The sequence below is a fragment of the Halobacillus trueperi genome, assembly GCF_003386945.1.
GTDB classification, from domain to species: Bacteria; Bacillota; Bacilli; order Bacillales; family Halobacillaceae; genus Halobacillus; species Halobacillus aidingensis.
Window position 1 is genome coordinate 409,060 of record NZ_QUAE01000002.1, and the last position, 21,759, is coordinate 430,818.

Below are 21,759 nucleotides of genomic sequence, written 5' to 3' on the forward strand. Positions count from 1 at the left end.
CTCCTTTCCCTTGTCTATTTACAGTACTTTCGCTTCTGTTTTTAATAATGATACAAGTTCTTTTACTTGGTCATCGACTTCTCCTTCGAGTACTTTCCCTGCTTCTTTTTCAGGTGGAAGGAAAATTTCAGTCGTTTTTGTTTTTGGTTCCACGTCGTCTTCATCCAAGTCCAGGTCATCGATTTCCAGTTCATCGAGTGGTTTTTTCTTCGCTTTCATAATTCCCGGCAAAGAAGGATATCTCGGCTCATTCAAACCTTGTTGACATGTAACCAGGACAGGAAGCGTCGTTTCGACCTTTTCGACATCCCCTTCAACATCACGCTCAATGTTTACTGTCGTGCCATCAATTTTGATATCCGTGATTGTCGTCACACACGGCATATCCAGACGCTCAGCAAGACGAGGACCTACTTGACCACTGGCTTCATCAATGGCTACGTTCCCGCCAAGAATAATGTCGACTTCTTTATCTTCAAAGAATGCTTCAAGAATTTTAACCGTTGTAAACTGGTCACCTTCTTCAAGGTCATCTTCCGTGTTAATAAGAACAGCTTTATCTGCTCCCATAGCCAGAGCTGTCCGAAGCTGTTTCTCTGCTTCCTCTTCTCCGATCGTCACGACTGTCACTTCACCGCCGTGCTCGTCACGCAGATTAATCGCTTCTTCCACCGCATACTCATCATATGGGTTGATGATGTACTCTGCCCCATCATCAGCAATCACTCCATTACTTACAGAGATTTTTTCCTCTGTGTCGAACGTTCTTTTCAACAAAACGTAAATATTCATGTCTATATACCTCCTGGACTATTGATTTTTAAATGCTGGCTTTCTTTTTTCAATGAATGCTTGGATGCCTTCTTTAGCATCTTCATTCCCAAACACCTCTCCAAAGGCGTCCGCTTCCGCATGGTTCCCTGCTTCAAACTGAGAAGTATGGGCATACGGAATCAACTTCATGACATGGTGAATCGTCGGCCCGCTTTTTTGAGCAATCGTTTGAGCCAATTGTTCTGCTTTTTCAAAAAGTTCCTCATTAGAAAAACTTTGATTAGCAAGACCTAGTCTGGCAGCTTCTTCACCACTAATCGGCACACCTGACAGAATCATTTCATAAGCTTTCGCTGTGCCGACGTATCTTGGTAACCTTTGGGTCCCTGCAAAGCCAGGGATAATTCCAAGATTCAATTCAGGCAACCCTAACTTTGCATCATCTGCTACATAGCGGATGTGGCAGGACATGGCAAGTTCAAGACCTCCACCTAGTGCTGCGCCATGGATAGCAGCAATCACAGGGATATGAAAATTCTCAATTCTACTAAACAATTGCTGCCCCTTAGATGCCAATCCCTTATAATCATCTGCACCTTGGAGAGATGTAAATTCCTTAATATCAGCTCCTGCAGAGAAGAAACGTCCTTCCCCTTTAAGAAGGATCGCTTTTATGGAAGGGTCACTTTCCATTTGATCCAGTTCCTTGGAAAGGTCCTGAAGTATGGAGCTGGACAGTGCGTTGGCAGGCGGGCTCTGAATCGTGATTTCTGCTACATTCCCTTTTACTTGTGAAGTTAAAGTCGACAAATCATCATCACCTTTCTCACTTATCATGACGGGCTAATCCATTCACAATTAAGCTATGGACTTCTTTGGCCTGTTCTTCTATGTTATACCGTTGCTCTTTCATGACCCAATTTGTCACCGTCTCATCCATCGTTCCAAAAATCATTTGACGTACAAGACGGCGATCCAGGCCACTACGGAACAACTCCTCCTCGACACCTTCTTCAACAATTTGATCAATGACGTTCAAATAGCGCTTCAATACATGGTTGATTTTTTGTCTCAACTCTTTATTCGATTGGCGCAATTCCAACTGTGTCACAATCGCCAGATGGTGATCGGCAGCCAGCTGTTCAAAATGTGTTTGGATTAAAGTCAAAAGTTTTTGTTCCGCTGACTGCTTAGAGGTTGTTTCCTGCTCAATCTTTTCTATGAATTGCCCCATTTTTTCTTGAAACAATGATACGAGTATATCTTCCTTGTTTTTAAAATAAAGATAGATGGTTCCATCTGCCACTCCCGCTTTTTTTGCTATCTTAGAAACTTGAGAAGAGTGGTAGCCATTTTCAGCAATGACTTCGACAGCTGCATCAATGATTTGTTTGAATTTCGGTTTATTTTTCTTCAATGGTATATCTCCTTGCTATTGCGAACTGAAAAATGAATGAATCATCATTCACTTATTATTCTACAAGCAAAGAAATATTCTGTCAACTTTCTTTTTGGGGTTTATTGAATACTTTCAGATTCCTCATACTTGCGCTTTTCTTCATCGATCAATGTCCTCCTTAAGATTTTACCGACCGCTGTTTTAGGTAGCTCATCTCTAAATTCATACAACCGCGGCACTTTATAAGAAGCAATGTTTTTACGACAATATTCATTCAGTTCATCTTCTGTAATTTCGCTTCCCTGTTTTTTAACGATGAAGGCTTTTACGGTTTCTCCGCGATACGGATCAGGAACTCCTACAACGACAGCTTCTTGAATTTCGGAGTGCTCGTAAAGGACTTCTTCCACTTCGCGAGGGTAGATGTTATATCCGCCTGCGATGATCATGTCTTTTTTCCGGTCGACGATATAAAAGTATCCAGCATCATCCATATACCCCATATCCCCTGTACGGAACCAGCCATCCTCACTGAGAACTTGAGCCGTTTCTTCTGGTCTGTTCCAATAACCTCTCATCACTTGAGGACCTTTGACGACGATTTCTCCGATTTCTCCATTCTCAGCTTCTTCATCAGCATCCATCTTGTAGATCTTCGCGTCTGTATCCGGCCATGGCACACCGATGCTTCCACTCATACGCTGCCCCCATACCAGATTGGAATGGGTAACTGGAGAGGTTTCCGTCAACCCATAGCCTTCAACAAGACGACCACCTGTGACAGCTTCGAAGCGTTCTTGTACTTCAACCGGCAACGGAGCTGAACCACTAATACAAGCTTCAATGGATGAAAGGTCATATTTTTTCAAATTCGGGTGGTTCAATAAGGCAATATAAATCGTAGGGGCTCCAGGAAATAAGGTCGGTTTTTGTTTTTCGATGACTTTCAAAACATCTTCCGGTTCAAACTTTGGCATAAGAATCATTTTGTTCCCCATCATGACAGACAGGTTCATAACCGAAGTCATTCCATATACATGGAAGAACGGTAAAATGGCAAGCACGGTTTCTTCGCCGTCTTTGCACTTGTACAACCATTTCTTCGACATTTGCGTGTTGACGATCAGATTGTAATGAGTAAGCATTACACCTTTTGGAAAACCAGTCGTTCCTCCGGTGTATTGTAATAACGCAAGATCCTCTTTAGGATCGATCTCTACCTCTTCGACATTTCCGCTTGCGTTTTTCAAGATGTGGGACCATAGATGAGTATCTGTGGATTGTTCCGGTTTGACGAGCACTTGATACTGCCGTTTTTGAATAAAAGGATAAATTTTATTTTTAGGGAAAGGAAGGTAATCTTTAATACCTGTCACGATGATGTGTTCAAGAGGGGTATCAGGTTTGATATTGGCAGCCTTTGGATAAAGAATATCAAGACAAATGATCATCTTGGCTCCAGAATCATTCATTTGATACTCCAATTCCCTTTCCATATAGAGAGGGTTCGTCTGAACAACGATTCCTCCAGCCATAAGGACTCCATAATAGGAGATGACGGATTGAGGACAGTTCGGCAACATGATGGACACCCGGTCGCCTTTTTCCAACCCAAGGTCCTGCAAATAGCTCGCTAATGCTTGGGCCTGTTCATAGATTTCTTTATAATCCAACTCCTTGCCCATAAAATAAAGCGCTTTCTTTTCTCCGTAAACTTCAGCGCTTTCTTTAAGGTAATCATGGAGTGGTTGTTCTTTGTAATCAATAGTGACAGGGACTTCTGGTGGGTATAACTTGTGCCATGGACGTTGAAAATCACTCATTTGACAGACCTCCCTAATAATTGTCTTCTCTCCTATTATAACGACTAAAGGCTCATATTTGAATTATTATTTAAAAAATTGAAAATATTCCCCTTTAAACTAACCCCATTCCTGCATATAAGCTCCCGTTTGTGGAAGACTCAGTTTCGAGACTTTTGTTGAAGTGGATGGGGGCTGCGGGGAATAGCTCGCTTTCCGCGGGAGCGCGGTGAGCCTCCTCGGACTGCGTCCTGTGGGGTCTCACCAAGCACTTTTTTCCCGCAGGAGTCTCGCCATTCCCCTCCGCCCCTTGCCGTAAGAGTTTCTCGAAACTACCTTCCAGTAACAAGAGCTTTTATGGTTAAGAATCCTATATCGACACGCCTTTAGCAGGATTTTACAACAGAACTAGGCAAGGTACTATAAGAGGGATTTCGAAAACCTCATTTGGTAAAGGGGCGGAGGGAAACGGTGAGACTCCTATGGGGTGTGCGGGACAGCTGAGACCCCGGAAGGCGTAGCCTGAGGAGGCTCAGCGCCCGCCCCATGGAAAGCGAACCTTTTCCCGGAGCCCCTAGAATCCCACAAAAGTCTCGAAATCGAGTCTTACACAAGCCTGCCATATACTTTAATAACTAAAATCAACATTAACATAAAAAAACAAGAAGCCCGGTTAGTTTTTGGCTTCTTGTTAGATTAGGAATCTAATACTTATATGATAAAAAACAGAATGCCGACGATGAGAAAAGCCGCGGCAACGACCATTAATATTTTGGCTAAGGTTTCCACTGTCTCTCTCCTTAAATGATATTCGCTCCAATCACATACGAAAGGCCGATGGAAATGACTAAGGAAATGAATCCTACGGCACGGTTGTCATTTGCAATTTCTTCATCGATCTTAAAAGATGGGGTCAAGAATTCAAAAATGAAATAACCGCAAAGGAGAAGAGCAAATCCATACAAGCCCCAGCCCATCGTTTGGGTGAGTGAGTCATTATGTTCAATTGAAAAACGAAAGATGTTTGCAATTCCAAATAGTTTCCCCCCGGTAGCCATCGCTACAGCAATGTTGCCCTTCTTGATTTCTTCCCAGTTATTATAGGAAGTAACGATTTCAAAAATCGCCATGAAAAGAACTAAACACAGGACAACAACACTATAACGAGCGGCGGTTTCCACTAACGTGTATTCCCAAAAATTACTCATTCCTCCGCTCCCTTTTCACGAATTATCGAAACTCAAGGACGGTCACTCCACTTCCACCTTCATTCATGCCTCCTGCCCGATGGCTGGAGATGCTTCGGTGGTTCTTTGCGAAATTTTGAACCGCTGTCCGGAGAGCTCCCGTCCCCTTTCCATGGATAATAGATACTCGTGGATAGCCTGCTAAAAGAGCGTCATCAATATATTTTTCTAAACGGTTCAACGCATCTTCATAGCGTTCGCCACGTAAGTCGAGTTCTGTTTTCACATGGAAGTTCTTCCCTTTGACTGTCGCCATTGGCTTTTCTTTATAAGGTTGCTTCGCCTTTACGAATTCAAGTTCTTTGCGTTTGGCTTTCACTTTCATTACACCAACCTGAACCTGGTACTCATTCTTACCTGTCTGTTCCACTATGGTTCCTTGCTGGTTAAGAGTCAGTAGCTTCACTTCATCTCCAGGGTTCAATTCTCTCGACTCTTTCTTAGGTGCTGGAGCTGCTTTCGGTTTCTTCTTCGCAAGTTCAGGCTGTGCTTCATCAAACATCTTACGAGCTTCAATCCACTCATGTTCTTTCATTTGTGCCTGTGATTTCATGTTCCGTATTTCGCCAACGATCGTTTCTGCTTCTTCTCTGGCCTGGCGAATAGCTTTCTCTGCTTTTTGTTCCGCTTTTTCATATAATTTTTCACGCTGCTCTTCAAATTGGTCCCATTTCTGCTTCAATTCATTTCGGAGCTCTTCTGCTTCTGCGAGGAATCGTTCTGCTTCTTCATAATCCTGCTCTGCTCCCCGCTTCGATTCTTCTAATGAAGCAATCATATTTTCAACACTCTGAGAATCCACACCGATATGACCTTTCGCAGACTCAATCACAGATTCTCTTAAACCTAGACGCCTGGAAATCTCAAATGCATTACTCCGACCTGGAACACCAATCAACAAGCGGTAGGTCGGTTTTAGTGTTTGAATATCAAACTCGACAGAAGCGTTGATAACGTCCGGGCGATTGTAGCCATAAGCTTTCAATTCCGGATAGTGCGTCGTCGCGATGACACGGGCCTTCCGGTTGACCACTTCATCTAAGATCGACATCGCAAGAGCCGCTCCTTCTTGCGGATCCGTTCCAGCACCAAGTTCATCAAATAAGACTAAGGACTGGTCGTCCACTTTGTCCAAAATGTCTACGATATTGGTCATATGAGAAGAAAAAGTAGATAAACTTTGTTCGATGGACTGTTCATCCCCGATGTCTGCATAGACTTCTTTGAATACAGCCATCTCACACCCATCCAATGCCGGTACCTGTAATCCGGACTGTGCCATCAGCGTGCATAAACCTACGAGTTTGAGAGTAACCGTTTTTCCTCCTGTGTTCGGTCCAGTAATAACAATCGATGTATAGTCCTTGCCTATTTCAATGTCATTCGGAACGACTTCATCTCCCGATATTAGCGGATGTCTTGCTTGTTTCATGTCAATGCGGCCTTCGTCATTCATCTTAGGCATGGCTGCTCTCATCTGCTTACCTAACTTCGCTCTGGCAAACATAAAGTCCATATGCCCTAACACATTCACATTTTCATATAAAGGTTCATGGTTTTCCGCAATCGCATCGGATAGTTCTTTCAGGATTTTTTCAATCTCATTTTTTTCTTGGACACGGGCTTCTTGCAGCTGGTTATTCAAGTCAACCACCGTTTGTGGCTCTATGAACAACGTCGCTCCTGAAGATGATTGATCATGGACAATCCCACCTATGGATCCACGATATTCTTGTTTAACAGGAAGAACATACCGTTCATTTCTTATGGTGACAATGGCATCGGAAAGCATTTTTGATTTAGATTTTGTAAAGGACTCCATTTTGTCCCTTACCCGGCTCTCATAAGTCCGGATTTTCGAACGGATGGATCTCAATTTCTCAGAAGCTCCATCCATAACTCCTCCATGTTCATCGATACAATTTCTGATTTCACTCTCTAGTTCCCTTAATGGAGCGATGGTAGAAACCATATCTCTTAAAATGGGCATTTCGGGTTCTTCCATATCTTCGATGAAGCGCTTCAGTTGTCTGCCTCCATATATCGTACTGGCGACATCCAGACATTCTAATGCGCTTAGCGTGCCGCCAATTGTGGTCCGCTTCAAGCTTGGCTTGATGTCAAATATACCGCCAAGTGGGACATGGCCTTTCAAGCGCAGGACTTGTCCAGCTTCATCCGTCTCCATTTGCAAGTGACGAACCTCTTCCAAATCAGAAGATGGTTTCAAGGCGGCCGTTTTTTCTTTCCCCAAGGAAGAGGCCGCTTGTTCGTTCAATTGTTCTATGATTTTTTTAAATTCTAGTACATGAAGGATGCGTTGATTCATGTGTAACCGTCTCCTTTATTACTCCTTATGGATCTTGAACTTATCCATCAACTGTTGTTTCGTCCACGTATTGATGACTGTCTCTTTTCTCAGCCAACCTTTTCGCGCTGTACCAATTCCTATTTTCATATGCTCCAACATTGAATAACTGTGAGCATCCGTATTAACGGCAATGTTTACGCCCTCTTCCTGAGCTCTCATTAACCATTCCCAACTCAAATCCAATCGGTTAGGGTTCGCGTTAAGTTCAAGGATCGTGCCTGTTCGCTTCGCCCCTTCAATCAATGCTTCAAGGTTCACGTCGTAGCCTTCGCGACGGCCGATTAAGCGTCCGGTCGGATGAGCAATCATATGGACATGAGGGTTTTCGAGGGCATTGGTCAACCTTTCCATAATTTGATCCTGCGATTGCTGAAAGCTTGAGTGGATGGATGCGATGACAAAGTCCATCTCTTTCAGAAACTCATCATCAAAATCCAGTGATCCATCCGGAAGAATGTCCATTTCAATACCAGCAAAGATATGGAAATCTTCCATTTCTTCATTCACCTTTTCAATCTCTTTCCTTTGCAAACGTAAACGTTCTTCATTCAACCCGTTTGCTACACGCAAGTATTTCGAGTGATCGGTGATAGCGATGTACTCATACCCTTTTGCTTTTGCTTTCTCTGCCATTTCTTTAATGGACTGTGCTCCATCACTCCAAGTCGAGTGCATATGAAGATCCCCGCGAATATCATTCAATTCCACGAGTTCGATGGGTTCTTTGAATTTCTCTACTTCCCCATAATTTTCCCTAACTTCAGGAGGGATGAAATGAAGACCAAAATGTTGGAAAAATTCTTCTTCTGTTTCAAACGTTTGGACTTCTCCCGTTTCCGCTTTTTCAATCCCATACTCACTAATTTTCTCATCGTTCTGCTTAGCGAGTTGTCTCATAGCGACATTATGGTCTTTGGACCCTGTGAAATGATGTAAGGTCGAAGCAAATTCTTCTGGTGCAACAATACGGAAATCAATGCCTATATCATAGCCTTCATTGACAACGACAGAAACCTTCGTCTCGCCTGAGGCGACAATCTCTTTTATATCTGGATACGCCAATAGCTCATCTCGAGTTTCAACAGCATTTTCAGAGGCAATGATGAAATCTAAATCCTTAATCGTTTCACGCATTCTTCTTAAACTTCCCGCTCTTGAAAAACGTGTGAATGTCTTTCCCTGTTCTAGAAAATGCTCTATTTTTTCTGCTAATGGAAGCATGACAGCAACCGGCAACCGTTCTGGGCGTGCTCCTGCATCTTCAATCGCCTTCAACATCTTTTCAGCAGACTTTTTCCCGAAACCATCCAGCGCTTCCACTTTTCCTGCCTCCAGAGCTTCTTTCAATGCCTCTGCATCGGTCACACCTAATTGTTGATAAAGCTTTGCCAATTTCTTTCCACCGAGACCTGGAAGGTCAAGTAATGGGACAAGGCCGGCTGGAACTTCTGCCTGTAATTGTTTTAATGTATCTGATTCTTCGTTTTCTAAGTATTCATCGATGACAGTTGCCGTACCTTTTCCGATTCCTTTCATTTTGGTGAAATCATCAATCTCACTTAATGATCTGTCATCACGTTCTAAAGCTTGGGCAGCCTTACGGTAAGCAGATATTTTAAAAGGGTTCTCCCCTTTCAACTCTAAGTAAACAGCAATTTTTTCCAATAATTTAATGACTTGCTTCTTATCGATAGCCATGATTTATCGACTCCTTCACGTTTTATCCTGTTTTCAAGATGAAAAAAAGCCGCCATGATCATAATCATAGCGGCTCCACCTGTACTTTCATCCTAACGTCTTACTCAGCCAGCTACATGTTCAATCCACAGCGTTTTCAATTGTTCTGAAAAGACTGGTGTGTGTTCGATGATCAGCTGTGCAAGAATCGATCCGTCCAAAGCACTTTGCACTCCAGCAAGAGGTACAAGCGCCGCTATGTACAGCACCACGAATAAGATGACATAATTTTCAATAAAGCCTAAAATTCCACCTAACATCGTATTCAAAGAATTCAAGATCGGCAGTTCCGAAACAAAGTCCAACATGGACGCAATAATATGTAAGATGATTTTGGCTCCAAAAAAGATAATGGCAAAAGCAACAGCGTTATAAAACGCTTGTTCCAAAGGCAGATTTTCTAAGAAGATCGCCCAGGAAGAATCCTGAGGCAGTTCAGGATAAGGTACCCATAACGTCAGTTTCGGCGCGAGGTCATCATAGTAGATAACAGCGAGTACAAAGGCTACAACGAATCCGATGAGGTGGAAAAGCTGGAGAATAAAACCTCTTTTCAGCCCTGTTATTACACCAATAAACAAAATAAACAACAACAATAAATCAATCATTTTACCCTCTGTCCTCTTTCTCTTTCTTTTCAATATAATTCATAAGTTCTGTACATTCTTCCTTTAATTTCATATATTCATTCATCGTATTCACAGCGGTCAAAACGGCGAGCTTTGCCGTATCCAGGCTAGGATTTGCTTCGTGGATTTCTCGCATCTTTTGGTCCACCAGACTGGATACCATACGGATATGATGGGGCTCTTCATGACCAACTATAGTGTAAGATCTTTTGTTGATCTCCACTGTAATTCTTTTTTTCTCTTGGTCTGACTGCGACACATTCATACCCCCTAGTTTCTCTCAATCCTAAACTTTATATTAACACGAAGCTTGACAAATAGGAAACCAATATGGATGTTTTTCGCAAATGTTCTCTTTTGCCATCCATTTTGCTATACTAATCCTATCATTTTAGACAGAAAGGAATCCATTATGCCCCAAGTTGTATTGAAATTACCTGCCTCTACACTAGAGAAGATGAAGAAGTATTATGCCTCAAGCCAAAAAAACAGTCCACCAGCGGCGTTGTTTGCAGCTAAAACAGCGAGCTGTACGATTACAGCCTACAAATCAGGCAAGGTGCTTTTCCAGGGTCAAAAACCAGAAGAAGAAGCTGAGAAATGGGGAACCGTTTCTTCCACTACCTCCGGAGGTCAGAACAAAAGCAAGAATAAACGCCATGCTTTTCATCCCGATGAACAGCTTTTCGTAAGCTCCCATATAGGATCCGATGAAGCGGGGACAGGGGACTATTTCGGACCCATCACTGTAGCAGCCGCTTTTGTAACGAAAGAACAAATTCCACAGTTGAAAGCGATCGGTGTCAAAGATTCAAAAAACCTTTCGGATGCTCAAATTACCAACCTGGCTAAAGATATTGTAGCTATGAAAATCCCTTACAGTCTACTGAGGCTGCCGAATAAAAAATACAACCAGTGGCAGAGAAAAGGATGGAGCCAGGGGAAAATGAAAACGATCCTCCACCATCAAGCCTTGAACCGTCTTCTAGAGAAGATTGCACCTAAAAAACCGGATGGAATATTAATTGACCAATTCTCAGAACCACATGTGTACAAAAAGCACTTGAGAAGTGAGAATCAGCAACTTCAAGAACACGTTTACTTTATGACAAAAGCGGAAAGTTATTCGATTGCTGTCGCAACAGCTTCCATCATTGCAAGGTCTGCTTTTGTAAAAGCGATGAACGAGATGGAATTCGATACAGGTCTTCCGATACCAAAAGGAGCCTCCGGAAAAGTGGATCGTGCCGCTGCAGCTATCATTGAAGCCTACGGGGAAGAAAAGCTGGAGGAATTAGCTAAAGTTCACTTTGCCACCACTGAAAAAGCAAAAAAATTCGTTAAATAATCCGATGTTGCATAAACAAAAAGCTCAGAGTTAAGGAAACTCTGAGCTTTTTGTTTATCATATGGTTTATCCACGAAGTTCAGCCTGATGCTGACTTTTCACCGCTTCCAGGATAGCATTGTGCGTCTCTTCTACTTCTTGATCCTTCAAGGTACGAAGTGGATCTAAGTAAAGCAGACGGAAAGCGAGAGACTTCTTCCCTTCATCTAGATGTTCACCTTGATAAAGATCGAATACTTGAACATCCTTCACTAATGGACTTCCTGCCTCTGCAATCGTTGCCTCAATCGATCCTGCGGTCACATTTTCATCTACGACAAGCGCAATGTCACGAGAAACAGATGGGTGACGAGGAATCGTCTGGAATTTCTCTTCTTTCTTATATTCCTCAATGAGCACATCCAAATTCACATCAAAGACATACGTTTCTTTCAGTCCGAGCTGTTTTTGAAGTTTCGGATGGACCTGCCCAACGAAGCCGATGACTTTTCCATTAACGGACACGGTTGCCGTACGTCCTGGATGCATATGATCCAACTTCGTTTTTTCATAGCTGAAAGGAAGATCCAGCTGTTCACTTAATCCTTCCAAAATCCCTTTAGCAACGAAAAAGTCGACCGATTTTTTCTCTTGCTGCCATGGATGTGAGAGCCATTCCCCTGTCAATGCGCCTGATGCACGCAGCATTTCTTCCGGCTGTTTCGTTACTTTTTCCTCTTCACTAATAAACACGGTACCGACTTCATAGAAAGCAAGGTTTTCCTGTTTCCGTGCCACGTTATAGGATAAGGATTCTAACAACTCAGGAACCATGCTCAAGCGGAGCGTGCCATGGTCTTCACTCATAGGCATAGCAAGAGCGACAGGGCTAACGGATTTTTCTTTCACTTCAGGGCTGACAAGCATTTGTACTTTATCCTCATGAGTAAGGGAATAAGTAATTGTCTCATGAAGTCCCGCACCTTCAAAGTATGCTTTCACTTTACGTTTCAGCAATTGCTCAAGCGTCAAACCACCTGCTTGAGACGCCCCTTGTGGAAGTGTATACGGAAGGTTATCGTAGCCATAAATGCGTGCCACTTCTTCCAGCATATCTTCAAAGATGGTAATGTCTCCACGTCTTGTCGGAACAGACACATGGAACTCATCCCCGTTTTGATCATAATTGAACTGAAGACGACGGAAAATGTCGGCGATATCCTCATTTGAAATATCGGTTCCAAGTCGATCGTTGATTGTGTTCGTGTTTACAGTGACTTGCTTTTCAGAGCGGTCCAATTCGTCATGGGACACGACACCATCCAATACCGTTCCTCCTGCATATTTTGCAAGAAGTTCGCAAGCTCTCAGGCCGGCACGTTCTACGCGGTTCGGATCGACACCTTTTTCAAATCGTGTACTTGATTCACTGCGGAGCCCATGATCTTTAGAAGCTTCACGTACCACAGATGGATCGAAAAATGCGGCTTCTAAGATGATCGTCGTCGTATCATCTTGAACTTCAGACTCAGCCCCACCCATAACACCAGCGATGGCATGAGCTTTTTCCCCATTCGTAATGACGAGGTGATCGCTCTTCAGTGTGCGCTCCTGGTCATCAAGCGTCGTCATCTTCTCTCCATCTTTTGCACGACGTGTAACAATGGTATGCGAACCGAAACGGTCGTAATCGAAGGCGTGAAGCGGCTGTCCATACTCCATAAGTACGTAGTTTGTAATGTCCACGACATTGTTGATTGGACGGATGCCTGCCGCAGTCAAACGGTTACGCATCCACAGTGGAGATGGTCCGACTTGGATGTCCTTAATAATGAATGCTCCATAATAAGGGTTCGCTTCTGAGTCTTCCACGACTACAGAAACATGGTCTGCTGTTTTCTCACCACAAGTTTGGACGTTTTCCTCAGCCAATTCATACGTGCCATCGATGGCTGCTGCTACTTCATAAGCTACGCCGGCCATGCTTAGAGCGTCCGAGCGGTTGGGTGTCAATCCAAGCTCGATGATCAAATCATCAAGATTTAACAAGGAAACAGCATTCGCTCCGACTTCTACATCTTCCGGAAAAACAAAAATACCATCAGCGAATTCTTTCGGGACATCTTTTTCATCGACGCCTAGCTCTTGAAGAGAACAGATCATCCCGTTCGATTCTTCTCCGCGCAGTTTTGTCTTTTTAATTTTGAAGTTGCCAGGAAGAACCGCTCCCGGTGTCGCTACAGGAACTTTTTGACCTTCAGCGATGTTCGGTGCGCCACAAACGATCTGAAACGTTTCTTCTCCGACGTCCACTTGGCAAAGGTTCAATTTATCGGCGTTCGGATGCTGTTCACAAGATCGGACATACCCGACGACAACGCCTGTGACCTCTTCTGCTACAGGTTCAACACTTTCCACTTCAATTCCGGTCTTCGTAATGATTTCTGCCAGTTCTTCTGGCGAGTAACGACTGACATCAATATATTCTTGCAACCAATTCAATGATACAAGCATTGTTTCATTCCTCCTTTAAGCCTTGTGGTATTGTTCTAAGAATCGAATATCATTGGTGTAGAAGTGACGGATATCATCCACTCCATATTTCAACATGGCGATCCGCTCAGGTCCCATACCGAATGCGAATCCTGAATATTCTTTCGGATCATATCCTGCCATCTCAAGGACGTTCGGGTGAACCATGCCGCCTCCAAGAATTTCGATCCAGCCGGTTCCTTTACATACTGAGCAGCCTTTCCCTCCACATACTTTACAGGAAATGTCCATTTCTACGGATGGTTCGGTGAATGGGAAAAAGCTTGGACGAAGACGTATTTCACGATCCGCTCCGAACATCTGCTTCGCGAATGCATTCAGTACGCCTTTCAAATCGCTCATTCGCACGTTTTTATCGACTAATAGTCCCTCAATTTGCGTGAACTGGTGAGAGTGAGTCGCATCATCTGTGTCACGACGATAGACCTTACCAGGGCAAATCATTTTAACGGGTTCACTGCCATCTTTAGCTCCCATTGTCCGTGCTTGAACAGGGGAAGTATGGGTACGCATTAAGAGTTCTTCCGTTACGTAGAAAGAATCCTGCATATCCCTTGCCGGGTGGCCTTTCGGCAGATTCAGTGCTTCAAAGTTGTAATAATCCGTCTCCACTTCAGGTCCTTCTTTGATTTCAAAGCCCATACCGATGAAGAGGTCTTCAATTTCCTCCACGATACTCGTCAATAAGTGAGGACCTCCAATCTTTACAGGACGGGCAGGAAGAGTGACATCAATGCTCTCTTCTTCCAATTGCTTTTCTAATGCTGCATCCTCAAGAGCCGTTTGTTTTGTCTCAATCGCCTGAGCAATATGTTCTCGAACATCATTCGCCAATTGCCCAATAACCGGACGCTCTTCTTTGGACAATTTGCCCATTCCTCTCAGAACTTCCGTAATCGGGCCCTTTTTTCCTAAGTACTCGACTCTTACATCCTTCAAGCCTTGAACAGAATCCGCCTGATCAACTTTCTTCAAGGCTTCCTGTTGCAGCTCTTCTAAACGTTCCTTCATGCTTTTTCCTCCTTTAAAATCGTTTCGACTCATTTCCCTTTCACGTTTCAAAACTTTTTAAGGTTGAAAAACGGCTGGAAAATAAAAAAAGCCCCATCCCTAAAAAGGGACGAGACTTGTATGGTCGTTTCGCGGTACCACCCTTGTTGACACATTTACATGTGCCCACTTTGATGAAAATAACGGATTAAATCCGGGCCTATGGCCAGCTCCAGAGTGAAATTTCGAAACATGCCACGTTAGAAGCACTTCCAGTCCAAGGTGCTTCCTCCCTATAACGATTTACATTCATCTACTTTGCTCTTTCTAAGCTTTTCATTGTTTAATTTTTATCAACTGAATATATTATAGTCAAAGAAGCCCATGGATGCAACCTTATCCCTTTAAATGATACATAAGGACAGCACCTGCGATTCCTACATTCAGCGACTCTGCCTGTCCATAAATCGGGATATAGACACGTTGATCTGCTTGGTTCAAAACAGACTCTTGAATCCCCTGACCTTCATTCCCTACAATGAGTGCAGCTCTAGAAGGAGCTTGCAGTTGTTGAAAAGGAACAGCATCCTTCAGAGCAGAAGCCCAAATCTGGACTCCTTCTTCTTTCATGGTTTTTACAAAGTCTTCTAACTCCCCTGTGATGACGGGGATGTGGAAGATGGACCCTTGCGTAGCTCGGATGACTTTATCATTGTAGGCATCCACTGTACCTGAACCTAAAATCACCTGGTCGAACCCTGCTGCATCAGCTGTCCGAATCAGTGTACCCACATTCCCAGGATCCTGAACGGAGTCAAGCATTAATGTTAATATGGCTTGATTTAAGGATGGTTCCTTCTGTTTGACGATTGCTGCAATACCTTGAGGTGTTTCCGTTTCTGCAATAGCCCGAAACACAGAATCATTGACCATTACCGTAGGAATATCTTCGGGGATCGAAAAATCTGTTCCTTCACGAACAATCATTTCAACAATCTCCCAATCACTTTTCATCACCTCTTCTACGAGATGAAAGCCTTCTACAATAAAGGTTCCTGTTTGATTTCTATATTTGCGTTTATGTAGTTTTTTCCATTCCTTCACTTTTGTATTTTGTAAGGAAGTCAACATAGTAGTCCCTCATTTGCGTGTTTATTTCTCATTCATCATACATAGCAGGACCATGGTTGGTCAAACTAAAGAAGAATATTCGCGAAGTTATGCAGAAAAGGAGGTTGAATGACCAATGAACTTGAATTTAAGAGCAGCAATTCTTTCTAACGTCAGCGGACATAATGCCGAACAATTGGAAGCGACCATCGATGATGCCTTGCAAAAAGGAGAAGAAAAAATGCTTCCTGGTCTTGGTGTCTTTTTTGAAATGTTATGGAAAGAATCCGATGAACAAGAAAGACAAGAAATCCTGGATACATTAGAGCAGGGATTGAAGCAAAATCAGTGAAAAAAAGCCAACCTGAAAAGGGTTGGCTTTTTACGTCATTGAGAGTTAATTAAAGGTTATTTCCTGCACTTTGTCTGCATCAAGTCCTTTGATGACTTCAACAATCAAACGTACCGCATTTTCAAAGTCATCACGGTGAAGCATCGCTGCGTGAGAGTGAATGTAGCGCGTTGCAATCGTAATGGACAACGCAGGAACACCGTCATGACTTAAATGAATCGCTCCAGAGTCCGTTCCGCCGCCTGCAAGAGAATCAAACTGATATGGAATCTCATTGGCATCCGCCGTGTCTGTTACGAAATCACGAAGGCCTTTATGTGAAATCATGGACGCATCATAGAGGATGATTTGAGGACCTTCACCCATCTTGCTTGAGGCATCTTTGTCTGACACACCAGGTGTATCTCCAGCGATTCCAACGTCCACACCAAAAGCGATATCCGGGTTAATCACATTGGCAGACGTACGAGCCCCACGCAGACCTACTTCTTCCTGGACGGTTCCAACACCATAAACGATATTCGGGTGTTTTTCACCTTTCAACTGCTTCAGTACTTCAATAGCAATCGCACAACCAATACGGTTGTCCCAAGCTTTCGCAAGAAGCATCTTCTCATTTTTCATTTGTGTGAATTCGAAATATGGAACGACTGAATCTCCGGGTTTCACACCAAATTCCATCGCTTCTTCTTTGCTTGAAGCACCAATATCAATAAACATATCTTTAATATCCACGGCTTTTTTACGTTGCTCCGGAGGCAGGATATGTGGTGGTTTGGATCCAATTACTCCTGTCAAATCTCCATTACGTGTCATGATGGTCACACGCTGTGCAAGCATCACCTGGCTCCACCAGCCACCGACGGTTTGGAAATAAATATACCCGTTATCATCAATGCGAGTAACCATGAATCCTACCTCATCAAGGTGACCTGCTACCATAACACTCGGACCTTTTTTATTCCCTACCTTTTTCGCGATCAAGCTGCCTAAGTTATCTGTAAACACTTCATCTGCGTATGGAGCGATGTATTGCTTCATCACATCACGAGCTTCCCGCTCATTACCAGGAACGCCTTTAGCATCCGTCAAATCTTTTAACATTTGTAATGTTTCGTCTTTTTTAGCCATATGTAACAATTCCTCCTTTTCCTATCCAATGGATATTATAAACCTTTTGAAGCGATTTCACAAAAAATTCAGTTTCCTGCATGATCAATACCCTTCATCTTGACGCTCAAAGTTTATGGCATTTTTTCTTTCGTATGCATCAATCAATTCTTTCTCAGTAATACCTAGTGTAAGACCAAGAACTAAATAATCATAAAATGCTTTCTTATACGATTGTTCGTCTTTCTTCTCCCTTAACCTCTCAATCGAGCGATAAACAGCAAGAAAGGCTGATGTTTGGGAATCCACTTCGACCAAAGGTGTGGCCGTATAACGATAATCAAGGTCCAAGCCTAAAGAAAGCAGAAAATGGACCCCATCCACATACTCTTCCAATATTACAGACTTCTCACTGGGTCCTTTTGTACTCCAAAACTTAAAGCAGCGCGTTTCATTAGCTAACTCTCCTAATTCAACAAGAAGCGCAAGTACTTTTTCCTCAACCTTCTGTCCTTTTTTAATTTCGTGCTGTTGCTCTATATAATGATCTAATTTTCTCTGCATGTCGTAAAAACCTTTCCAATTCATCCTCTACCACTCCTTCCTATTACGTTTAGCCCGTTTTTATTGGTGATAATATATAAACTCAGTCTTCTTGGAAACTCCGTTCCGAGACACTTTGTGAGAGGTGGGTCCGATGGAACAGAACCCTATTTAAAAAATTCCTCATTAAATGTATCATTTTTTGAAACAAAAGGATACGTTCATACGTATGAAAGCAAAAGAACAGATTACAGGGAGATGAAAGTTATGATCATCCTATTATTCCGGTTGCTCTTACTGATCGCCATAGCCTTCATTATTTATACCGCCTATAAATTCATTGTCAATCCAAAGAGGAAATTAGAGCTTGCCAGAGACAAGAAACAATTTTATTTTCATGATAACAAGGAGAATACAAAAGAAAACTTTTTGATGACTCTTAAAGGACATGTTTTTGAAGGAGAGAAATACTTAGGGACCACCGAGGATTCGTTCGAGGTGATCAACATTAGTGTGAGTGTACACAACCCTGAAAAGTTACAGGGCCTCGATAGAGAGGATCTTTACTTTATGGAAAAAGAAATATTGATTCGCTATCCTTATGCTTCCATTGAGTGGAAATACCCAATGAACCGCTTGATCATCCAACCATTAAGAAATCATGATGAATAAAAGCCCCACTCCTTTGAGTGAGGCTTTCTTTTATGGACTCGTTTGGAAAAAATCTCTCCATAGAAACACTTCATATTTTTTACGTATCAAAAAGCATAATCCAATTAAACCTCCGGAAAAAAGGATCATCACCGGGATGGAAAACAAGGAAATCCATTGTCCGACAGATGTATAAACGACGGCTAAGGGTAAGTTTGCAAATAATGATGACTTCGCATATTCTTTAAAGTCTGCGCTAATTTCCAATAAACAATAGGAAAGTAAATGAAAATGAATAAAAGGTACTAGCCTTAGTATTGCGACTTGTTTTACCGTCAAATGAGAGTTTTTCTTCAACCATTTTTCTTTTAACGACCTCAATTTCTTTAAGCCAGAAGGAACAAGCCTGATGGTGCGATAAAACAATAAACTCGAGAGCATTGTACCCACCACCGAATACGCACTTCCAGCAATAGGCCCAAATAAAACGCCACCCGTAATACAAACGAGCATAACAGGTAAAAACAAAAATGGTCGTAATAAATGAATAGCAATGAATAAGAGCGGTGCCCAGGCTTCTTGATGTTCTAACCATGCAAAAATGGTACTTGCTGTTTCGCCCATCTCTTCCCCCTCCCTGTCTACATAATATGACAGAGCCGTTAGAGATAGAACCGATTCACCAGGTAGGCCATTCCTGCGATATACAAAAGGGTAATGAGAGGAAACCCAAGTTTGAACGAAGTATGTTTCGTTTTATGCCTAAATACACTCATGCCAATCCACCCTCCAAGAGCCCCCCCTGCTAAAGCTATTCCCCAGAGTTTCTTTTCTTCAATCCGCCAAGATCCTCGTTTAGACCGACGTTTATCTATCCCCATCATAATGAAAAGGATTAGGTTAATGACGATTCCATACATTCCAACAAGAATAACAACATCCATAATAATACTCCTTCCTCCTCAATACCATTTGCTCCACAAACGTCCGGAAGCTGAGTCTTCCAAAATGCTGGATCACTTATTATGTAAATCCATAGGTTTCTGAATATAAAAAAGAACCATTTCCTACCGATCGGAAATGGTTCTTTATCATTGTCATTTTATTACTTAAGAGCAGATTTAGCTTGCTCTGCTAGGCTTGCGAAACCTTGCTCATCGTTTACAGCAAGATCAGCTAGCATCTTACGGTTAACTTCAACACCTGCAAGCTTCAAACCGTGCATTAGACGGCTGTAAGAAATGTCGTTCAAACGCGCTGCAGCGTTGATACGAGCGATCCATAGCTTACGGAAGTCGCGTTTTTTCTGACGACGGTCACGGTAAGCATACTGACCTGATTTCATTACTTGTTGTTTTGCAGTTTTGAATAGTGCATGTTTTGAACCATAATAACCTTTTGCTAGTTTAAGGACACGGTTACGACGTTGGCGTGTCACTGTTCCACCTTTTACTCGTGGCATGGTAATCCCTCCTATTTAAATCAATGTATATTAGTCGTTTGGAAGCATGTGCTTGATGCGGCGGTAGTCTCCAGCAGAAACTAGTGCATCTTTACGCAACTTACGCTTTTGTTTTGTAGATTTGTTCGCGAACAAGTGGCTAGTGTAAGCGTGAGAACGTTTCACCTTACCTGTTCCAGTCTTTTTGAAGCGTTTTTGAGAACCTTTATGGGTTTTCATTTTTGGCATGTGAATTTCCTCCTTTAACTTGATACAATTCCTTACTTCTCGTTAAGAGGAGCAAGCATTAAGAACATACTACGACCTTCCATTTTAGGCTTGGTCTCAACTTGGGCAATGTCTTTGCACTCATCCGCCATGCGTTCAAGTACTTTTTGTCCAAGTTCTTTGTGAGTGATTGCACGACCGCGGAAACGGACAGATGCCTTCACTTTGTCACCTTTCTCCAAGAACTTACGCGCGTTACGCAGTTTCGTGTTGAAGTCATGGTCTTCAATCCCAGGGCTGAGACGAACTTCCTTGACTTTGATGACGGTTTGTTTCTTACGAGCTTCTTTTTCTTTCTTCTGCTGCTCGAAACGATACTTTCCGTAGTCCATCACTCGGCAAACCGGAGGCTTCGCATTTGGCGCTACCATAACAAGATCAAGATTCGCATTCGCTGCGATATCTAAAGCTTCATTACGTGGTTTAACTCCAAGTTGCTCACCATTTACGTCGATCAGACGAACTTCACGGGCACGGATTTTCTCATTAACGTTCATGTTATCCTTGCTAATATCGAGCCACCTCCAACAAATTTTAGAAAACTTATATGAGATCTGTCATCGACAAGATTTCCTGATGCAAATAAAAAAAGTGTCGGTACACATACTGCACCCACACGACTCCTAATAATCAAAGGAATAAGTGACCTGCCAACTGCGCTGTGCGTCGATCAGGTGAGAAGCGGGTGCTCCTACTTGTCTCTAGATCCGTTCATTCAGTTACCTAAATTATAATAGCATGCCTTATGATGCATGTCAACAACTAAACTCCGCCGACATGACTACTTAAACTAGGATAAGGCATGCACCCGCAAAAATCAAGGCTTTTTTAGCCAGGACTCACCATCCACCTTCTTCCACTATAGCTCTTGTTTGTGAAAGACTCAGTTTCGAGACTTTTGGTGAGCGCATGGGGGCTGCGGGGAATGGCTCGCTTTCCGCGGGAGCGCGGTGAGCCTCCTCGAGCTTCGCTCTGCGGGGTCTCACCCTGCACTTTTTTCCCGCAGGAGTCTCCCCATTCCCCTCCGCCCCTTTGCCTTTATGGTATCTCGAAACCACTTCCGGAATAAGCTGCTTTTATGCACATGGTAATTTGGAGGGAAATGAACTCCTAAGCACGCTATTTAGCGAAAAGCTTGTTATAGAGTGCTTTATGCTTATAACACCAGGATAGTGGACGGCACCTTCCCATAGTAAAGGGGGGCGTTTCTCATCTTCATGGAATGGGGTGGTTGGGAAGCTGCGAGACTTCCGTGGGAGAAAGGAGGTAGGCGAGATCTCGCAGGACGAAGTCCGAGGAAGCTTGCCACTCCCCCACAGGAAAGACCAGCTATAGAAAGTCAAGGTTGAACCGCAAGATTTTACGGTTCTTTTAAGGCTTATTTGGCCACGCCAAATAAGCCTCATGAAAGAGGAATTTAAAAGCTTTTTGACCT

General features: G+C 43.0%; 22 protein-coding genes and 2 other annotated features. Of the genes, 3 read left to right on the forward strand and 19 right to left on the reverse strand.

What is annotated here, in order from left to right; all coding sequences use genetic code 11:
- Positions 1–18: 18 nt before the first annotated feature.
- The 9 genes from DYE48_RS04695 to zapA all read right to left on the reverse strand — a co-directional run bounded on the left by DYE48_RS04695 (position 19) and on the right by zapA (position 10,224).
- On the reverse strand, positions 19–792 hold the full coding sequence (locus tag DYE48_RS04695) for an electron transfer flavoprotein subunit beta/FixA family protein (RefSeq protein WP_089652716.1): 774 nt from the start codon (positions 790–792) through the stop codon (positions 19–21).
- An 18-nt stretch (positions 793–810) separates the two neighbouring features.
- Positions 811–1,584, reverse strand: a complete 774-nt coding sequence (locus DYE48_RS04700; RefSeq protein ID WP_115822639.1) for an enoyl-CoA hydratase — start codon at positions 1,582–1,584, stop codon at positions 811–813.
- Positions 1,585–1,600: 16 nt separating this feature from the next.
- On the reverse strand, positions 1,601–2,191 hold the full coding sequence (locus tag DYE48_RS04705) for a TetR/AcrR family transcriptional regulator (protein WP_115822610.1): 591 nt from the start codon (positions 2,189–2,191) through the stop codon (positions 1,601–1,603).
- Positions 2,192–2,292: 101 nt separating this feature from the next.
- Positions 2,293–3,996 carry a long-chain-fatty-acid--CoA ligase gene (locus tag DYE48_RS04710; RefSeq protein ID WP_089652718.1) on the reverse strand — a complete coding sequence of 568 codons (1,704 nt, stop codon included), beginning with the start codon at positions 3,994–3,996 and terminating at the stop codon, positions 2,293–2,295.
- A 779-nt stretch (positions 3,997–4,775) separates the two neighbouring features.
- Positions 4,776–5,183, reverse strand: coding sequence for a DUF350 domain-containing protein (locus DYE48_RS04715; RefSeq protein ID WP_089650580.1), 408 nt, complete (start codon positions 5,181–5,183; stop codon positions 4,776–4,778).
- 22 nt (positions 5,184–5,205) lie between these two features.
- Complete coding sequence (locus tag DYE48_RS04720) at positions 5,206–7,551, reverse strand: endonuclease MutS2 (RefSeq protein ID WP_089650579.1); 2,346 nt, start codon at positions 7,549–7,551, stop codon at positions 5,206–5,208.
- Between the two features lie 18 nt (positions 7,552–7,569).
- Positions 7,570–9,291, reverse strand: coding sequence for a DNA polymerase/3'-5' exonuclease PolX (polX, locus tag DYE48_RS04725; protein WP_115822611.1), 1,722 nt, complete (start codon positions 9,289–9,291; stop codon positions 7,570–7,572).
- 104 nt (positions 9,292–9,395) lie between these two features.
- Positions 9,396–9,938: a CvpA family protein gene (locus DYE48_RS04730; protein WP_089650577.1), complete on the reverse strand. Its 543-nt coding sequence runs from the start codon at positions 9,936–9,938 to the stop codon at positions 9,396–9,398.
- Between the two features lies 1 nt (position 9,939).
- Entirely contained in the window at positions 9,940–10,224 is a 285-nt protein-coding gene (zapA, locus tag DYE48_RS04735; RefSeq protein ID WP_089650576.1) for a cell division protein ZapA, read from the reverse strand.
- A 147-nt stretch (positions 10,225–10,371) separates the two neighbouring features.
- On the opposite strand from zapA, the gene rnhC reads away from it, so the two are divergent.
- Positions 10,372–11,307 (forward strand): ribonuclease HIII, encoded by a 936-nt coding sequence (rnhC, locus tag DYE48_RS04740; RefSeq protein ID WP_115822612.1) that lies wholly within the window; start codon positions 10,372–10,374, stop codon positions 11,305–11,307.
- Between the two features lie 66 nt (positions 11,308–11,373).
- Here rnhC and pheT read toward each other — a convergent pair whose 3' ends face one another.
- From pheT to DYE48_RS04755, 3 genes are all read right to left on the reverse strand, one after another.
- Positions 11,374–13,800, reverse strand: a complete 2,427-nt coding sequence (gene pheT / locus DYE48_RS04745) for a phenylalanine--tRNA ligase subunit beta (RefSeq protein ID WP_115822613.1) — start codon at positions 13,798–13,800, stop codon at positions 11,374–11,376.
- 15 nt (positions 13,801–13,815) lie between these two features.
- On the reverse strand, positions 13,816–14,850 hold the full coding sequence (pheS, locus tag DYE48_RS04750; protein WP_115822614.1) for a phenylalanine--tRNA ligase subunit alpha: 1,035 nt from the start codon (positions 14,848–14,850) through the stop codon (positions 13,816–13,818).
- A 102-nt stretch (positions 14,851–14,952) separates the two neighbouring features.
- Positions 14,953–15,168 (reverse strand) — a binding site (T-box leader).
- 57 nt (positions 15,169–15,225) lie between these two features.
- A complete protein-coding gene (locus DYE48_RS04755) occupies positions 15,226–15,960 on the reverse strand; it encodes a TrmH family RNA methyltransferase (protein ID WP_115822615.1) in 735 nt (244 codons plus the stop codon).
- A 115-nt stretch (positions 15,961–16,075) separates the two neighbouring features.
- Here DYE48_RS04755 and sspI point away from each other — a divergent pair, with 115 nt between their 5' ends.
- Entirely contained in the window at positions 16,076–16,291 is a 216-nt protein-coding gene (sspI, locus tag DYE48_RS04760) for a small acid-soluble spore protein SspI (protein ID WP_035509556.1), read from the forward strand.
- Positions 16,292–16,336: 45 nt separating this feature from the next.
- On the opposite strand, the gene DYE48_RS04765 is transcribed toward sspI, so the two are convergent.
- Complete coding sequence (locus DYE48_RS04765; protein ID WP_089650571.1) at positions 16,337–17,422, reverse strand: M42 family metallopeptidase; 1,086 nt, start codon at positions 17,420–17,422, stop codon at positions 16,337–16,339.
- A gap of 84 nt (positions 17,423–17,506) precedes the next feature.
- Positions 17,507–17,989, reverse strand: coding sequence for a dUTP diphosphatase (locus DYE48_RS04770; RefSeq protein WP_115822616.1), 483 nt, complete (start codon positions 17,987–17,989; stop codon positions 17,507–17,509).
- 222 nt (positions 17,990–18,211) lie between these two features.
- On the opposite strand from DYE48_RS04770, the gene DYE48_RS04775 reads away from it, so the two are divergent.
- Positions 18,212–18,616, forward strand: a complete 405-nt coding sequence (locus tag DYE48_RS04775; protein WP_115822617.1) for a sigma-w pathway protein ysdB — start codon at positions 18,212–18,214, stop codon at positions 18,614–18,616.
- 30 nt (positions 18,617–18,646) lie between these two features.
- On the opposite strand, the gene DYE48_RS04780 is transcribed toward DYE48_RS04775, so the two are convergent.
- The 5 genes from DYE48_RS04780 to infC form a co-directional block, all read right to left on the reverse strand.
- Positions 18,647–19,219, reverse strand: coding sequence for a TVP38/TMEM64 family protein (locus tag DYE48_RS04780; protein ID WP_115822618.1), 573 nt, complete (start codon positions 19,217–19,219; stop codon positions 18,647–18,649).
- 38 nt (positions 19,220–19,257) lie between these two features.
- Entirely contained in the window at positions 19,258–19,539 is a 282-nt protein-coding gene (locus DYE48_RS04785) for a DUF1294 domain-containing protein (protein ID WP_425269284.1), read from the reverse strand.
- Between the two features lie 161 nt (positions 19,540–19,700).
- The gene (gene rplT, locus DYE48_RS04790) at positions 19,701–20,057 is read right to left on the reverse strand and encodes a 50S ribosomal protein L20 (RefSeq protein ID WP_089650567.1); all 357 of its coding nucleotides are present in this window, start codon (positions 20,055–20,057) and stop codon (positions 19,701–19,703) included.
- A gap of 30 nt (positions 20,058–20,087) precedes the next feature.
- On the reverse strand, positions 20,088–20,285 hold the full coding sequence (gene rpmI, locus DYE48_RS04795; protein WP_079479460.1) for a 50S ribosomal protein L35: 198 nt from the start codon (positions 20,283–20,285) through the stop codon (positions 20,088–20,090).
- Positions 20,286–20,317: 32 nt separating this feature from the next.
- Positions 20,318–20,821 (reverse strand): translation initiation factor IF-3, encoded by a 504-nt coding sequence (infC, locus tag DYE48_RS04800; RefSeq protein WP_089650566.1) that lies wholly within the window; start codon positions 20,819–20,821, stop codon positions 20,318–20,320.
- Between the two features lie 82 nt (positions 20,822–20,903).
- Positions 20,904–21,027 (reverse strand) — a sequence feature (ribosomal protein L20 leader region).
- Positions 21,028–21,759: the final 732 nt, after the last annotated feature.

Excerpts from the sequence above, each read along its gene's own strand:
- pheT (WP_115822613.1), bottom strand. The coding sequence starts at position 13,800 with ATGCTTGTATCATTGAATTGGTTGCAAGAATATATTGATGTCAGTCGT.
- DYE48_RS04695 (WP_089652716.1), bottom strand. The coding sequence starts at position 792 with ATGAATATTTACGTTTTGTTGAAAAGAACGTTCGACACAGAGGAAAAA.
- rplT (WP_089650567.1), bottom strand. The coding sequence starts at position 20,057 with ATGCCACGAGTAAAAGGTGGAACAGTGACACGCCAACGTCGTAACCGT.
- DYE48_RS04775 (WP_115822617.1), top strand. The coding sequence starts at position 18,212 with ATGATCATCCTATTATTCCGGTTGCTCTTACTGATCGCCATAGCCTTC.
- DYE48_RS04710 (WP_089652718.1), bottom strand. The coding sequence starts at position 3,996 with ATGAGTGATTTTCAACGTCCATGGCACAAGTTATACCCACCAGAAGTC.
- rpmI (WP_079479460.1), bottom strand. The coding sequence starts at position 20,285 with ATGCCAAAAATGAAAACCCATAAAGGTTCTCAAAAACGCTTCAAAAAG.
- sspI (WP_035509556.1), top strand. The coding sequence starts at position 16,076 with ATGAACTTGAATTTAAGAGCAGCAATTCTTTCTAACGTCAGCGGACAT.
- DYE48_RS04770 (WP_115822616.1), bottom strand. The coding sequence starts at position 17,989 with ATGAATTGGAAAGGTTTTTACGACATGCAGAGAAAATTAGATCATTAT.
- DYE48_RS04755 (WP_115822615.1), bottom strand. The coding sequence starts at position 15,960 with ATGTTGACTTCCTTACAAAATACAAAAGTGAAGGAATGGAAAAAACTA.
- DYE48_RS04720 (WP_089650579.1), bottom strand. The coding sequence starts at position 7,551 with ATGAATCAACGCATCCTTCATGTACTAGAATTTAAAAAAATCATAGAA.
- DYE48_RS04765 (WP_089650571.1), bottom strand. The coding sequence starts at position 17,422 with ATGGCTAAAAAAGACGAAACATTACAAATGTTAAAAGATTTGACGGAT.
- pheS (WP_115822614.1), bottom strand. The coding sequence starts at position 14,850 with ATGAAGGAACGTTTAGAAGAGCTGCAACAGGAAGCCTTGAAGAAAGTT.
- rnhC (WP_115822612.1), top strand. The coding sequence starts at position 10,372 with ATGCCCCAAGTTGTATTGAAATTACCTGCCTCTACACTAGAGAAGATG.
- infC (WP_089650566.1), bottom strand. The coding sequence starts at position 20,821 with ATGAACGTTAATGAGAAAATCCGTGCCCGTGAAGTTCGTCTGATCGAC.
- DYE48_RS04785 (WP_425269284.1), bottom strand. The coding sequence starts at position 19,539 with ATGGATGTTGTTATTCTTGTTGGAATGTATGGAATCGTCATTAACCTA.
- zapA (WP_089650576.1), bottom strand. The coding sequence starts at position 10,224 with ATGAATGTGTCGCAGTCAGACCAAGAGAAAAAAAGAATTACAGTGGAG.
- DYE48_RS04730 (WP_089650577.1), bottom strand. The coding sequence starts at position 9,938 with ATGATTGATTTATTGTTGTTGTTTATTTTGTTTATTGGTGTAATAACA.
- DYE48_RS04780 (WP_115822618.1), bottom strand. The coding sequence starts at position 19,219 with ATGGGCGAAACAGCAAGTACCATTTTTGCATGGTTAGAACATCAAGAA.
- polX (WP_115822611.1), bottom strand. The coding sequence starts at position 9,291 with ATGGCTATCGATAAGAAGCAAGTCATTAAATTATTGGAAAAAATTGCT.
- DYE48_RS04715 (WP_089650580.1), bottom strand. The coding sequence starts at position 5,183 with ATGAGTAATTTTTGGGAATACACGTTAGTGGAAACCGCCGCTCGTTAT.